General features: G+C 75.3%; 12 protein-coding genes. 6 read left to right on the top strand and 6 right to left on the bottom strand.

Annotated features, from left to right (window positions below):
• Positions 1-153 precede the first annotated feature (153 nt).
• The gene (locus P3T27_RS31900) at positions 154-906 is read left to right on the top strand and encodes an FCD domain-containing protein (protein ID WP_280684733.1); all 753 of its coding nucleotides are present in this window, start codon (positions 154-156) and stop codon (positions 904-906) included.
• A gap of 53 nt (positions 907-959) precedes the next feature.
• Entirely contained in the window at positions 960-1,685 is a 726-nt protein-coding gene (locus P3T27_RS31895) for a hypothetical protein (protein ID WP_280684732.1), read from the top strand.
• 60 nt (positions 1,686-1,745) lie between these two features.
• Here the strand turns inward: P3T27_RS31895 and P3T27_RS31890 are convergent, their stop codons facing one another.
• The gene (locus tag P3T27_RS31890; RefSeq protein ID WP_280684731.1) at positions 1,746-2,552 is read right to left on the bottom strand and encodes a (2Fe-2S)-binding protein; all 807 of its coding nucleotides are present in this window, start codon (positions 2,550-2,552) and stop codon (positions 1,746-1,748) included.
• 164 nt (positions 2,553-2,716) lie between these two features.
• Entirely contained in the window at positions 2,717-3,268 is a 552-nt protein-coding gene (locus P3T27_RS31885) for a hypothetical protein (protein ID WP_280684730.1), read from the bottom strand.
• A gap of 200 nt (positions 3,269-3,468) precedes the next feature.
• Between P3T27_RS31885 and P3T27_RS31880 the strand changes: the two genes are divergently transcribed.
• Positions 3,469-4,668: an ATP-binding protein gene (locus P3T27_RS31880; protein WP_280684729.1), complete on the top strand. Its 1,200-nt coding sequence runs from the start codon at positions 3,469-3,471 to the stop codon at positions 4,666-4,668.
• A gap of 76 nt (positions 4,669-4,744) precedes the next feature.
• Here the strand turns inward: P3T27_RS31880 and P3T27_RS31875 are convergent, their stop codons facing one another.
• The gene (locus P3T27_RS31875; protein ID WP_280684728.1) at positions 4,745-6,328 is read right to left on the bottom strand and encodes a metallophosphoesterase family protein; all 1,584 of its coding nucleotides are present in this window, start codon (positions 6,326-6,328) and stop codon (positions 4,745-4,747) included.
• Between the two features lie 160 nt (positions 6,329-6,488).
• On the opposite strand from P3T27_RS31875, the gene P3T27_RS31870 reads away from it, so the two are divergent.
• Positions 6,489-7,175, top strand: a complete 687-nt coding sequence (locus P3T27_RS31870) for a response regulator transcription factor (RefSeq protein ID WP_280684727.1) — start codon at positions 6,489-6,491, stop codon at positions 7,173-7,175.
• A 296-nt stretch (positions 7,176-7,471) separates the two neighbouring features.
• On the opposite strand, the gene P3T27_RS31865 is transcribed toward P3T27_RS31870, so the two are convergent.
• Both P3T27_RS31865 and P3T27_RS31860 read right to left on the bottom strand, forming a co-directional pair.
• Positions 7,472-9,136 carry a peptide-N4-asparagine amidase gene (locus tag P3T27_RS31865; RefSeq protein WP_280684726.1) on the bottom strand — a complete coding sequence of 555 codons (1,665 nt, stop codon included), beginning with the start codon at positions 9,134-9,136 and terminating at the stop codon, positions 7,472-7,474.
• A gap of 138 nt (positions 9,137-9,274) precedes the next feature.
• On the bottom strand, positions 9,275-10,177 hold the full coding sequence (locus tag P3T27_RS31860; RefSeq protein ID WP_280684725.1) for a LysR substrate-binding domain-containing protein: 903 nt from the start codon (positions 10,175-10,177) through the stop codon (positions 9,275-9,277).
• Between the two features lie 137 nt (positions 10,178-10,314).
• Between P3T27_RS31860 and P3T27_RS31855 the strand changes: the two genes are divergently transcribed.
• Together P3T27_RS31855 and P3T27_RS31850 are read left to right on the top strand one after the other, a co-directional pair.
• Positions 10,315-11,334, top strand: coding sequence for a pseudouridine-5'-phosphate glycosidase (locus tag P3T27_RS31855; protein ID WP_280684724.1), 1,020 nt, complete (start codon positions 10,315-10,317; stop codon positions 11,332-11,334).
• 11 nt (positions 11,335-11,345) lie between these two features.
• On the top strand, positions 11,346-12,215 hold the full coding sequence (locus P3T27_RS31850; protein ID WP_280684723.1) for a PfkB family carbohydrate kinase: 870 nt from the start codon (positions 11,346-11,348) through the stop codon (positions 12,213-12,215).
• Positions 12,216-12,367: 152 nt separating this feature from the next.
• Here the strand turns inward: P3T27_RS31850 and polX are convergent, their stop codons facing one another.
• Entirely contained in the window at positions 12,368-14,095 is a 1,728-nt protein-coding gene (polX, locus tag P3T27_RS31845; RefSeq protein WP_280684722.1) for a DNA polymerase/3'-5' exonuclease PolX, read from the bottom strand.
• Between the last annotated feature and the right edge of the window lie 189 nt (positions 14,096-14,284).

The raw sequence follows: 14,284 nt of genomic DNA, 5'->3' as shown, positions 1-14,284 counted from the left end.
TGGGTCTCGGTGGCGCTCGGGTCTCGGGTGATGCGCGGGCCGAGGTTGCGGGAAAACATACGAGATTGAGTTTCTAGCGGCAAGGGTGCGCGCCCGACCAAGGGGTACCCTGCCGGAAACACCCAGTCCCAAGGCGATCGAGGAGGGCCCGGCGTGGCGACCATCGGGAGCGCGACCCCGCTGCTCAGCGCCGTCCTCGCGCCGCTGACCGACCTCGGCCGCGCCGACGCCGTGGCCCGCCGGATCACCGAGGCGATCGCCCTCGGCCTGGTCGCCGACGGGGACCAACTGCCCAGCGAGAACGACCTCGCCGACCAACTCGGCGTCGCCAACGGCACCGTCCGCGAGGCGCTCGCCCTGCTCCGCGAGGCCGACCTGATCGAGACCCGGCGCGGCCGAAACGGCGGCAGCTTCGTCCGCACCCCCGCCGAGGGCTCCGAACGCCTCCAACTCGCCCGGCTGCGCGACCTCGCCACCGTCGACCTGCGCGACCTCGGCGACGAGGAGCTGGCCGTCTCCGGCACCGCCGCCCGGCTCGCCGCCGAACGCGCCCCCGCCGACCTCGGCCCCCGGCTCACCCGGCTGGTGCACGACCTGCGCGACGCCGCCGGGCCCGCCGAGCAGCGCCGCGCCGACGCCCGCTTCCACATCGAACTCGCCGTCGCGGCCCAGTCGGTGCGCCTCACCCAGCTCGCCGTCCGGCTCCAGGCCGAACTCGGCCCGCTGCTCTGGCTGCCCGCCCCGCACGGCCCCGACCAGGAACGGTTCGCCGAGCAGCACCGGGAGATCCTGGTCGCGGTCCTGGCCGGCGACGCGACCGGCGCCCGGGCCGCCGCCGAGGCGCACACCGTCGCGTGCGTGCACCACCTCGTCCGGGGGCACCTCCAGCTGGCGGACGACGGCTGACCGCGGCCGCCCGTGCCGCCGCCCCCGGAACCCCCATCCCCGCCGGAGCCGTCATGACCACCACGCTCGCCCCGCCCGCCACCGTCGGCGCCGGCGCCCGTCGCGTCGCCGCCGCCGTCGAGTCGGTGCTCGCCGAACTGGACGGCCTGCGGGCGGCGGCCGCAGACTGCTGGACCCGGGCCGCGGCCGACGGGCGCCGGCCCGCCGCCGCTGAACTCGCCGTCCTGCAGGGGCCGGTGCGGGACCTGCTGCACCGGCCCGGCTCGCCCTACTTCGGTTGCGGCGCGGTCGCCGCCCCGGGCGCGCTCGCCGACGCCGACCTGCACGTGGAGTGGTGGTATCGCGGCGCGCGCGGCACCGGCGAGCGGCGGCTGCGCCTCGTACTCGACCCGACGGACGCCGAGTTCTACGACTACCGGGTGCTGCCCTGGTTCGCCGCGCCCCGGTACGAGCGGCGGGCGGCGGTGGCCGGGCCGCAGGTCGACCTGCTCTGCGCGGACCGGTACGTGCTGTGCTGCGCCCGGCCGGTGACGGCCCCGGGCTTCGTCGGGGTGGTGGCGGGGGACGTCCCGCTGGCCGCGCTGGAGCGGCTGCTGGTGCCGCCGCTGCGGGCGCTGCCCGGCGAGGCCGTGCTGGTCACCGGGGAGGGGCGGGTGCTGGCGGCCTCGACCCCGGCCTTCCCGGTGGGCTCGCTGGCCCGCGCGCTGCTCGCCGATCCGGCGGTGGAGCGGGCGGCGGTGCCGTCGTCGGCGGCGGACTGGCAGGTGGTCCGGCTATGACCTTCAATCATGAAGGTCATAGCCGGTCGGTCCGCTCCGCTTCGGTCGGCGCTGCCTCGGTCAGCCCCGCCTCCGCGCGGGCGGCCGGCTGAAACAGCAGTCGCCGCAGACCCCGGCACCCGGCCCCACCCGGTAGTACAGGCAGCAGCTGGTCCGCCGGAAGGCGGCGCCGCGCGGCCCGGCCGACAGGGTCCCGGTGCCGGCCAGCGGCGGACGGGCGAGCAGCTCCGCCACCAACGCCCGGGCGGGCCCCGGCGCGTGCGCGTCCAGGACCCGGAGGGTGCCGGCCAGCGCGGAGGCGGCGTTCCCGGCCAGCAGCCGTGCGGAGAGCGGGACGGCGGACCGCACCGCCGCCGCCAGCGGCTCCAACTGTCCCACCAGGACGGCCTCGTACAGCCGGTCGGCGAGCGAGCCCTGGTCGGCGGGCGTTCCCGGCGCGGGGAGCGGCCGCTGGGCGGGCGGCACCGGCTCGGGCGGCGTCCAGAGGTCGAGCGGCCCCTGGTCCGGGATCCGCACCCAGGCGCGCTCCAGCGTCGGAACCGTCCCCAGCAGGACCGCCGCGCCGAGGCCCACCGACCAGAAGCGGGCGGCCAGTCCGAGGTGCAGGATCGACGCGGCCACCCGGGGCTCGGTGGTGCCGAGCCGCCGCGCCACCACCCGGATCCGCCGGGCTAGTGGCCCGTCCGGCCCGGTGCCGTACAGCTCGGACAGCGGCCGGAAGCCCGGGGGCGGGGCCTCGCCGGGCGTGGCGGGGGTGTCGAGCGCGAAGTACGGGCCGATGGCGGCGAGTCGGCCGTGGTCGGTGTGGTTGCTGCCGTCCGTGCGCCCGGTGCCGTGGGCGTGGCGACGGTCGGGCGCGGGGTTCACCGGCCCTCCCCGGTACGGTCGGTGGACCCCGCGCCCCGTTCGGATGGCCCGGGTGCCGCGGGGCGGGGCGCGGTCGGGCGGTCGACGGGCATCGGGCGGGCCTCCAGGGGCGGTCGGGCGGTGGTGGCGCCGGACGGCGTGGGGAGGCCCCTGGTCGGGCGGGGTCAGCCGCGCACGGTGAAGTCGCCACTGGTCGTGCGGATGAACGGTACCGTGCCCTGGCAGTCCGAGACGGGCGCGCCGAACATGCCCCAGATCCAGCCCAGCCGGTCCCCGCGCCTCCCGTTGTCCTCCACCGAGATCGTGACCTTCTGCCCGACCAGCGGCCGGCCCGGGAACCACGGCGCCTCGCCCCTGGTGACCACACCGGTCGCGATCGCCTCCCGGCCGCCCACGGCCAGGCAGCTGACGTCCCCCTCGAAGTCGGCCACCGGCCGGCCGTCGGTGTGCACGTGGGTGACGTGGAAGTGCCCGCTGGTCGTCCTCGGGTCGGTGTTGACGCCCGCCCGGGCGTCCAGTTCGAAGCGGACCGGATCGCCCGCGAACTCGCCGAAGGCAGCGGTCAGGACCGTCCCACCGGCGCCGTGCACCCGCACCGGCCCGGCAGCGCCGCCGGCGGGGTCGGCGGCCGGGCCGGCGGCGGAGGCGGGCGTGGCGGCGGCGACGGTCGCCAGCAGGCAGAGGGCGGCTGCGGCGACGGCGGTGCGACGGTTCATGGCGGGCTCGTCCTTCTCAGCGGGGGGAATCTCCGGTGCCACCACTCTCGCCCTGGACGCCGCGCCAGACCTCCCGCTGCGGAGGGGAGTCGGGCGCCTCCGGACTCCACCCTGGGGAGGATCCCGCCTCCCCAGGGAGAGCTGCCCCGGTGGCGGGCCCAGGGCCCGGGACGCCGTGGACGGACCGTAGGCTCGGCCGGGTGCGTACCGAATTCCCGTCCCCGGCCGGCGTCGCCCGGTTCGGCCGTCCGCTCGCCGTCGTCGCCGTTCCGGTCCTGCTGGCGCCCGTCGTGCTCGCGCACCCGGGTGCCCGTGGCGCGGCCCTGCTGGTCGCCGCGACGGCGGCGTTCACCGTGGTGGCGGCGCTGTCGCCCGGGCGGGGCCGACGGGTCACGCCGGGGTCGGCGGCCCTGGCGGCGGCCGGGCTCTCGATGCTGGTCGACCTGTTCTACCCGGGCCCGTACCGGCTGCCCGCGTTCTGGCTGCCCTTCGAATGGCTCGCCCTGCTCGGACTGCTCTTCCGGGGCGTTCGCCGACTGCCCGACCGCTGGGCCGGCCCGGTCGGCGCCCTGGTCGGCCTCGCGGCGGTGCTGCTGCCGCTGCGCTTCGCCCTCCGGACGCCGCAGCGCGGCCTGGCCGGCCCGGTGACCGTCGTGCTGGTCTCCCTGCTGCCGACGCTCGGCGTCGCCGGGGCGAGCCTCTACCTGCGCGTCCTCGACGCCCGCCGGGAGCGGGCGGTGGACCGCGCGCGGCGCGAGCAGCGCCTCGAAGTGGCCCGGGGCCTGCACGACTTCGTCGCCCACGAGATCACCGGCATCGTGCTGGAGGCGCAGGCCGGCCAGTTGCCGGGCCAGGAGTCGGAGGAGACCACCGCACTGCTGCGCCGCCTGGAGGAGGCGGGCCTGCGGGCACTCGACTCGATGGACGAGATGGTCGGCGCGCTGCGCGACCCGCGGTCCGACCCGGGCGCGGCCGGCGCCACCGGCCGCCGCGGCCTGACCGAACTCCCGGACCTGGTGGCCAGGTTCGGCGCGACCGGCGGCCCGCGCAGCACCATCGACCTCGCCCCCGGCACGGCCGACCTGCTCACCGCCGAGGCCCAGGCGACCGCGTACGCCGTCGTCCTGGAGGCCCTCACCAACATCCGCCGCCACGCCCCGGGCACGACCGAGGTCGCTGTCCGGGTGGCCCCCGGGCCCGGGCGCTCGGTCGAGGTGACGGTCACGGACACGGGCGACCCGTCCCGCGGCCGTGGGCCCCTGCTGCGCCGCCGCCCGGGCTCCGGCGGGACCGGCCTGGCCGGCCTCGCCGCCCGTGCCGCCGCCCACGGCGGCACCCTCGCCGCCGGGCCGCGGGCCCCGTCGGGTTGGCGGGTGGTCTGCACGCTGCCGGGGCGGTAACCCCCGTCCGGCGGACCCCCGTGGGCGCGTGGCGCGGGTGTGAACCGCACCGGCCGCGCGCCCACGGGGGTGCGGGTCAGGGCCGGCGGCCTCGGCCGCGGGCGCCGCGCGGACGGGTCAGGGTGAAGCGGTCGACGGGGACGAGGTCGCCGTAGGGGCCGCTGACGGAGTAGTAGGTGACGTCGATGGTGGTCTGACCGCCGCGCTCGCCCGGGTCGACCTCGAAGGCGGCGAAGCCGTACGGGTTGTCGGCGTCGCGGAAGGCGGACCAGGGCGCGTCCTCGATCACGTACACCGGCGGCCGCTTGCCGGTGGCCGGGTCGACGGGGCCGACGCCGGTGATGACGCGGGCCTTGGCGGGGCTGAAGAAGAGGTGGTTGGAGGGGGCGGAGGTGCCGCCGCCGCCGATCACCATGTGGACGGTGCCCCGGGTGGTGTCGATGGTCTCGGTGTCGGTGGCGACCGGGATGGGGGTGCGGGTGTCGGTGTGCTGCTGGCCGCGGATCGGGTGCGAGCGCTCGTAGTGGTGCTCGTGGCCGCAGACCACCAGGTCGACGCCGTACCTGTCGAACAGCGGCACCCAGGTCTCGCGGATGCCGAGGTCGGCGCCGTTGAACTTGTCGGCGGTGGAGATGACGACCTGGTGCATGCAGACCACGATCCAGTCGATCTCCGGGTCCGCGTCGGCGGCCGCCAACTCCCGTTCCAGCCAGCGCTGCTGGGCGCCACCGGAGTAGCCGTGCACGTAGGAGTTGCCGGCGTCCTGGTAGGCGACGTCGTCGTTGTTGAGGCTGATGACGCGGACCGCGCCGGCGGTGAACGCGTACCAGAGGCCGCGCAGTTCGTCGTCGGCGCCGGAGGGCGGAAGGTCGAAGTAGGCCTGGTAGGCGCCGTAGCCGATCGGGCCGTTGCCGCGCTCGTTCTCGTGGTTGCCGGCGGCGGGCATCCAGGGGCGGTGGCGGGCGGAGCGGGTGTTGTTCTCGAACCAGTCGGACCAGGTGCGGACCCGGTCGGTGGCGAGGTTGGCGTAGCAGAGGTCCCCGTTGACGAGGTGGAACAGCGGGGCGATGCGCTCGACTCCGGCGGTGGTGTCGCCGGCGGCGGGGCTGCCCAGGTTGTCGTTGGCGTAGCCGTTCGCGGTCTGCTTGCCGAGGGTGGGGGTGCCCTGGTCGCCGAAGCTGGTGAAGGTGAAGGCGGCCCGGCCGCGCGGGGCGGTGCGGACGGTGCCGAGTTCCGGGGTGGCGCTGTCGTGGACCGCCGCGTAGACGTAGTCCGTGTCGGGGTGCAGGCCGGTCAGCCGGGCGTGGTGGGTCTGGACCTCGGTGCCGGACGCGGCGTCGCGGTAGGTGGTGGTGTCGGCCGGTACGGACCGTCCGAAGCCGCCGTGCGAAGTGCCGTACATGACGCGGGGGTTGCCGACGGAGGCGGTGGTGTGCCAGGAGACCACGACCTCGCGCGAGGCGTCCGAGCCGAACTGGAGGTGCAGGCCGGCGACGCGCGGGGCGCCGGAGCGGTCCGGCCGTTCCAGGAGCAGTGGGGAGGCGGCGGCGGGCGTGGCCGCGAGGCCGGAGAGGGAGACGGCACCGCCGAGACCGAGGCCGGTGGCGCCGGCCAGGATCCCGCGCCGGCTGACGGGGAGACGTCCACTGGAAGCGTTCATGGCCGGCAGTCTCACCGCGCGCAGGTGAACCGCGCCGGACCTCCGGCGTGAACTTCCCTCCCGGCGGGGCGCGCTGGTGGCGGGCGGGCCCCGGCGGCGCGGGCGGCGGCTCGCCCGGTGGTCCGGACCGTGGCCCGGACGGGCGTGGCAGACTGCCTGCGTGACGAGTACGAACGGTGAGCATCCGCGGATCATCCGTACGTTGATCGCGGACGACCAGGAGGCCGTCCGGCGCGGTGTCCGGCGGATCCTGGCGGCGCAGCCGGACATCGAGGTGGTGGGGGAGGCCGCCGACGGGGTGGCCGCTCTGGCGCTCGCGGCCGAACTGCGGCCCGACGTCGTGCTGGTGGACATCCGGATGCCGCGGATGGACGGGCTGGAGCTGACCCGGCGGCTGGCCGGGCCGGGGGTGGCGGAGCCGGTGCGGGTGGTCGTGCTGACCACCTTCGACCTGGACGAGTACGTGTACCCGGCGTTGCGGCACGGTGCGTCGGGGTTCCTGCTGAAGCGCTCGGGGCCGGCGCTGCTCGCCGAGGCGGTGCGGGCGGCGGCGGACGGGGAGAGCCTGATCAGCCCGGCGGTCACGGTCCGGCTGCTGCGGCAGGTGACGGCGCCGCGCCGCCCGGAGCCGCGGTCGGCACCGGTGGTGCCGCTGACCGAGCGGGAGGTGGAGATCGCCGGTCAGGTGGCGGCGGGCCGGACGAACGCCGACATCGCCGCCGACCTGTTCATCTCGCCGGGGACGGTGAAGACGCACGTCGCGAGCATCCAGCGCAAGCTCGGGGTGGCGAACCGGGTCGGGATCGCGGTCCACGCCTGGGAGATGGGCTATCCGGTGCCGCGGTGACGGGTGCGTCCACGGAGCCGAGGGGGTGCTCCGTGGACGCGAGAACCTGCGAGGTGGGGGTGGCCTCCGGACATGACGTCCTCCGGCCGGTAGTTCGATCGTCGACCGAGGTAGTACCAGCGGCAGACCCTGATCCGTCTCGATCTGTCGCCACTGCCTCCTGCGGTCGAACTCCTTCAGCTACCTCGCAGGTCCACTCCCATCATGCGCCTCCCACGCCGTGTGCACCAGGGGGCAACCGCTCGAAATCGGGTGGATTTCGCAAAACGTGATCTTTCCGCTGCTATCGGGCGCCGCTACGGCTTCGGCCACCCGTCGACGAAGGAGAGCGTGCGGTGGTACGGCCCGTCGGGCCCGGTGCTCCGGTAGTCCTCGGTGCTGGTGCCGGTGCGGACGGTGGAGTCGCCGTCATGGCGGCGGGCGGTGGGGCGGAGGGTGTGGTCGACGGTCGAGCGCTCGGTGACGTGGCCGCCGGTGGCCGCGGTGGCCTCGCGGTGGTAGCCGAGGTCCATGGCGGTCAGCTGGTCGGTGTTCCCGGCCGCGTCGTGGGTGACCCGGTAGGTGACGTCCAGCGGTTCGTCCTCGTGCACGGTCGTGGTGCGGTGCGGGCCGCCGCCCCAGGTGGCGGTGGTGCGGGTGAGGTCGGTGCCGTTGTGCAGGGTCACGTCGTTGCCGCTGTCGCGCAGCTGCTGGGCGGAGCGGAAGGCGAGGTCGTCGCGGACCTCGGTGGTGATCCGGCCGTGCGAGGTCTGGACCCAGCCGCGGGCGAGGTCGTGCCGGCCCGCGGTGACCGTCCAGTCGCCGCTGCCGCCGCCGTGGTCGGCGAGCTGGGTGTCGACGCGGGCCTCGGGGGCGACCCGGTGCTCGGCGAGCTGCCCGGTGGTGCGGGCGGAGCCGTGGTCGACGTCGGCGAAGAGGTTGATCTGGCCGGTCCAGACGTCGTTGTTCTGCGCCTCGGTGGCGTTCACCGCGATGCCGACGGTGTGCGGGCGGCCGTCGAGCAGCAGGCCGACGTAGGGGGTGAGGTCGAGCCGGTAGGCGGGCAGGTCGAAGGCGAAGATGCCGGGGACGGGCCGCCAGAGCAGTGGATCCCACCCGCCGGTGTAGATGACGGGGTAGGGCCAGACCGCGCCGGCCGTCCGTCCGTCGACGGTGAGGCGCAGTTCGCGGAACGGGCCCTTGCCGCAGGCGCCGAGGCTCGGGTTGGCGGTGACGAAGGCGTCGGGCGCGGAGGCGTAGGCGAACTCCTCGCAGGCGCCGCCGCCCCGGGTGTAGACCTCGGCGGTGAGGCGTTCCAGGTTCTGCGGGAAGGTGAGGTCGCGGGTGGCGGCGGGGGCGGTCTGGGTGAGGGCGAACGGCCCGGTGGTGAGCAGGTGGTCGGCGGTGCGGGCGGCGGGCCGGTGACCGTCCGCGGTGTAGAAGGTGACGCTGGCGCTGATGGTGAAGACACCGGTGTAGGTGGCGTCGGTGACGTTGGCGAGGTCGAAGGAGAACGGCTGCGGGCCGGCGGTGAACAGCGGGGCGTAGCGGGTGAGATCGTGTTCGAGGTTCCACTCGATGCCGTCCTTGGACGGCTCGGGGGTGGAGGAGAGCAGCACCTGGACGCCGCCGATGCGGGCGCTGAAGATGCGGTCGAACTGCCGCCCGGCGACCTGCCCGTGGAGGTCCAGGATCACCGCCGACCAGGGCCCGGCGCAGTCGGCGGGCGGGGTGAGGGTGGCGGTGTACGGGGTGTCGGGCGGGTTGCCGTAGCCGTTGCGGAACTGCTGGTCGTGCATCACCTCGACGGTGCAGGAGCGGGTGTCGGGGCGGGTGAGCGGCTTGGTGGCGGTGACCGGGTCGTGGTAGTCGGTGCCGAAGTCGGCGTGGGCGGGGGCGGCGGCGGTGAGGGTGCCGGCGAGGGTCAGGACGGCGGCGCCGAGTAAGCGGGCGGCGCGGCGGAACAGCGGGCGGACGGCCAAGGCGGGTCCCCGGGGTCGGGCGGCCGGCGGGCGCTGCCGCGGGCCGGGTGGACGATCCGGGCATCCTTTCGGCGGTGGCATGCCAGCGTCAAGGCTCCTCCGGGCCAGGACCGGGCGTCGCCGCGCGCAGGACGCGTGTCAGTCGCTCTCCAGGGCCGCCGCCTCCTGCCGGACCAGGTCGCGCAGGGCGGCCAGCCGGGGGCGGCGGTCGTCCAGCCGCCACTGCATCTCCAGGGGCAGGGTGGCCCGGCCGTCCAGTCGCACGGTGGCCACGTCCTCGGTGAGGTGGCCGGTCATCGAGCCGGGCACCAGCGAGAACGCGCGATTGCGGGCGAGCAGGTAGAGCCGGGAGCCGACGATCCGTGGCGGGCTGACCAGCACCGGCGGGTCGACGCCGTGGTCCGCGCACAGGCCGAGCACGTGGTCGTAGTAGCGCGGGTGCTGCTCGCGCGGCCACAGCAGGAGCGGCAGATCGCGCAGTTCGCGCAGGCTGACGGCGGTCCGGCCGGCCAGCGGGTGGTCCCGGCCGAGGGCGACCCGCACCGGCTCGTCGGCGATCCGCTCCAGCCGGTAGCCGGGCACCTCGTCGAGGAAGCGGCCGAGGCCGATGTCGGCCAGTTCGGCGGCCAGGGCGGCGGAGACCTGTCCGGTGTCGACGGCGACCTCGGCGGTGGTGAGCGCGGGCAGTTCCTGTTCGGCGCGGCTGACCACGGCGGGCAGCAGCCGGTTCGCCACGCTCGGGGAGGCGACGATCCGGGCCGTGCCCAGCCGGGACTCCTCGTGCAGCCGTACCCGGGCCAGCAGCGTCTCGGCCTGCCCGAGCAGCCGGGTGCTCTCGGCGGCCATCACCTCGCCGGCCTCGGTCAGGGCGACCGAGCGGCGGCTGCGGTCGAACAGCTCGACGCCGACGGTCCGCTCCAGCCGGGCGACCTCCTGACTGACCGTCGGCTGGGAGATGTGCAGCCGTTCCGCGGCCCGCCCGAAGTGCAGTGTCTCGGCGACGGTGAGGAAGACCTCGAGTTGACGCAAGGTGAAACCCATGGTCCGAAGCCTAGGCGAACCGATAGTCTGGAGCCTATCGGAAGCCCCAGGACTCATTCTGGATTCCGATGCGAACGGTCCATACGCTGAGCGACACGTTGCCCCATCGCAGTGGCATCTCACAGAGAGCTCGGATCATGACCGGACTGCCCACCAGCACCCCCGAGGCCACCAGCTCCGCGCCGGCCGCCCGTTCCGCGCGGGCCACTCGTTCCGCGCCGTCCGCCCGCTCCGCACGGGCCATTCGCGTCTCCGAGGAGGTCGCGCAGGCCGTCGCCGACGGCCGGCCCGTCGTCGCGCTCGAGTCGACCATCTTCACCCACGGCCTGCCGCGCCCCCGCAACCTGGCCGTCGCGCTGGAGGCCGAGAAGCAGCTGCGCGAGGCGGGCGTCGTCCCGGCGACCATCGGCGTGCACGCCGGGGTGCCCACGGTCGGTCTGAGCACCGAGCAGATCACCGAACTGTCCGCGACGGACGGCCTGGACAAGGTGAGCCTGCGCGACCTGCCGGTGGTCGCCGCGCTCGGCCGCCACGGCGGCACCACCGTCGCCGCCACCGCCTTCCTCGCCCACCGGGCGGGCATCCGGGTGTTCTCCACCGGCGGCCTCGGGGGCGTCCACTTCGGCGCCTCCGAGAGCTTCGACGAGTCGGCCGACATGACCACCCTGGCCGCCACGCCCGTCACCGTGATCAGCGCGGGCGTGAAGTCGATCCTCGACATCCGGGCCACCCTGGAGCGCTTCGAGACCTTCAACATCCCGGTCATCGGCTACCGCACCCGCAGGTACCCCGGCTTCTACGTCACCGACTCCGGCCACGAGATCGCCTACAGCGTCGAGTCGCCCGAGGAGGCCGCGCGGCTCATCGAAGCGCGGGACGGCCTCGACCTGCCGCAGGCCGTCCTGATCGCCAACCCGGTGGACCCGGCGAAGCAGCTGCCGCCGGCGGAACTCGACGGCATCCTCGCCCGCGCCTGGGCGGAGGCCGAGCGCCAGGGCGTCACCGGCAACGCCTCGACGCCGTTCCTGCTCGACTTCATCCAGCGCGACACCCACGGCCGCAGCCTGGAGGTCAACGTCGAGGTCTACCGGGGCAACGTCCGGCTCGGCGGACAGATCGCGACCGCGCTGGCGGCCGCCGCCGGTAGCGAGGCCTGACCGTGCTGGGGGTGCTCGGCGACCTCGTCGAGGACATCGTGGTCTGGGTCGACGGCCCGCTGCGGCACGGCACCGACTCCAGCGCCCAGGTGTTCCGGCGGCGCGGAGGCAGCGCCGCGAACGTCGCGAGCTTCGCCGCCGGTCAGTACCCGGCCCGGTTCATCGGCTGCGTCGGCGCCGACGCGGTCGGGGACGGCATCGTCGCCGAACTGACCGGCCACGGCGTCGACGTACGGGTGGCCCGGCGCGGCCAGACCGGCAGCATCGTGGTCCTCATCGACCAGGTCGGCGAGCGGACCATGCTGCCCGACCGCGGTGCGGCCAAGCTGCTGGAGCGGGTGCCGGACGAGTGGCTGGCCGGCCTGACCCACCTGCACGTGCCCGCCTACTCCTTCGACGGCGAACCGGTCGGCCGCTCGGCGGTGGACGCGCTGGCGCGGGTCCGGCAGACGGGTGGCACCACCTCGGTGGACGCCTCCTCGACGGGCATGCTGGAGCAGTTCGGGCGGGAGCGGTTCCTGGCGCTGCTGGCCGAGTTGGCGCCGACCTTGGTGTTCGCCAACCGGTCCGAGGCGGAGTTCCTGGGCCTGCTGGTGGGCGGGCTGCCGGGGCCGGAGCGGGCCAGGCTGGCGGCCACCACGGTGGTCACCAAGGCGGGCGCCGAGGCGACCACCGTCGACGTGCCCGGGGCGGCGCGGTTCACCGTGCCGGTGCCGCCGGTCAGCGAGGTGCGCGACCTCACCGGCGCGGGGGACGCGTTCGCCGCGGGGTTCCTCGCCGGGTTCCTGGAGACCGGCGACCTGCACCTGGCGGCCGGCCTCGGGCACCGCAGCGCGGCCCGGGTGCTGGCCACGCCGGGGGCCTCGTTCGCGGAGCGGTGACGCGGGTGGGCGGCCCCCGGGCGAGGGGCCGCCCACGGCGGGTGCTGGGCGTGGCGAGGGCTGTCCACGGCGGGTGCTGGGCGCGGCGTGGGCTGTCCACGGCGGGGCCGGCCATGGCGCGGGGTGCTCCCGGCGAGGGCCGCCCACGGTTCTCAGCGCAGCGCGTCCTTGCGGAGGAAACGCTTCAGGCGCTGCCACGGCCAGGTGTTGACCACGTCCTCGGCGGTGAGCCAGCCGCGCTGCGCCGTGCCGATGCCGAAGCGCGGGTAGCCGAGGTGCCCGGTGGCATGGGCGTCGCTGTCGATCGCGAAGCGGACGCCGTGCCGCTTCGCCCGCAGGACGTCCTCGTCGCGCAGGTCGAGCCGCTGCGGGGAGCTGTTGATCTCGATCGCGGTGCCGGTGCGCGCGGCGGCCGCGAACACCGCGTCCAGGTCGACGTCGATCGGGCCGCGGCGGCCGATCCTCCGGGTGGTGAGATGGCCGATGACGTGCACGTACGGGTTCTCGCAGGCGCGGATCAGACGGCGGGTCTGGGCGGCGCGGTCGGCGGTGAAGTGCGAGTGCACGGAGGCCACACAGACGTCGAAGCCGGCCAGGAACTCGGGCGGCCAGTCCACGCCGCCGTCCGGGCCGATGTTCAGCTCGGTGCCGTGCAGCAGGCGCAACTTCTTGTGCCGGTCGGCGAGTTGGCGCAGCTTCTCGCGTTGGGCGAGCATCTTCTCGTCGGTCATCCGCTGCATCACCAGGTCCGGCGCGTGGTCGGTGACGGCGTAGTAGGAGTAGCCGCGGGCGGCCGCGGTGTCGATCATCTCCTCCAGGGTGGCCAGCCCGTCGGTCAGGTCGGTGTGCGTGTGCAGGTCGCCGCGGAGGTCCGACTCCTGGACCAGGTCCGGGAGTTCACCGCGCAGGGCGGCCTCGATCTCGCCCCGGTCCTCGCGCAGCGGCGGCGCGATCCACGGCAGGCCGAGCGCCGCGTACACCTCGCCCTCGGTGGCGGACACCACCTTGGCGCCGCCGTCGACCTCGAACAGCCCGTACTCCGACAGCTTCAGCCCGGCCCGGACGGCCATCGTGCGCAGCCTGATGTTGTGCGCCTTCGACCCGGTGAAGTAGACGAGCGCCGCGCCCCAGTCCTCCTCCGGGACGACCCGCAGGTCCACCTGCACGCCCCCGGTGGTGCGCACCGAGGTCTTGGTCGGCCCGCTCGCGATCACCTCGGCCACGTACGGGAGTTCGGTGAGCGCGGCCATCAGCGGGGCGGAGTCGGCGGCGGTCGCCAGCACGTCGACGTCGCCCACCGTCTCGCGCATCCGGCGCAGCGAACCCGCGTACGTGCAGCGGGTGCAGCCGGGGACGGCGGACAGCGCGGCGACCAGCTGCTCGGCCAGTTCGGTGGCCGCGTCGAGCAGCGTCCGGCCGCCGGACTGCCGCATCAACTCGATGCCGTGCAGGATCTTCTCGCCGCTGCGCTCGCCGAAGCCGGCCACGTCGGACAGCGTGTCGGAGCGTACCGCCTCGGCCAGGTCGTCGACGGAGGCGATGCCGAGGTCGCGGTAGAGGGCGAGGGCGCGCTTGGGGCCGACGCTGGGCACGGCCATCATCTCCCGGACCCCGGACGGGATCATCGCGCGCAGGGACTCCAGGGCGGTGATCCGCCCGGTGGCGAGGTACTCGGCGACCTTCTCGGCGGTGGACCTGCCCACGCCGGGGATCTGCCGCAGGCCCTTGACGTCCAGGCCGGCGAGGTCCTCGGAGTGGCCGCCCACCGCCCGGGCGGCCTTCTCGTAGGCGCGGGCCCGGAAGGCGTCCCCGCCGGTGATGTTGATCAGGTCGGCGTACTCCTGGAGCAGCTCCCGCACCTGGTCGTTGAGCCGGGGCATGGGGTCAGTCTAGGTTCGGCGGTCCGGCCCTGCTCGTCCCGGCCCGCCCCGCTCGCGGGGCCTGCCCCGCCGGTCGGCGGGTGCGGGACCGGCCGCTCGGCGGGGGGCGGCGTCCGGTTCGTGTCCCGGAGCCGGATTGTCATCGGGGCGGGTGGGGCTCAGGCTGGCGGGAGGGCCTGGGAAGCGGCC

Source organism: Kitasatospora sp. MAA19, from assembly GCF_029894125.1.
Taxonomy (GTDB): Bacteria; Actinomycetota; Actinomycetes; order Streptomycetales; family Streptomycetaceae; genus Kitasatospora.
This window is presented reverse-complemented; position numbering and strand designations above follow the sequence as displayed.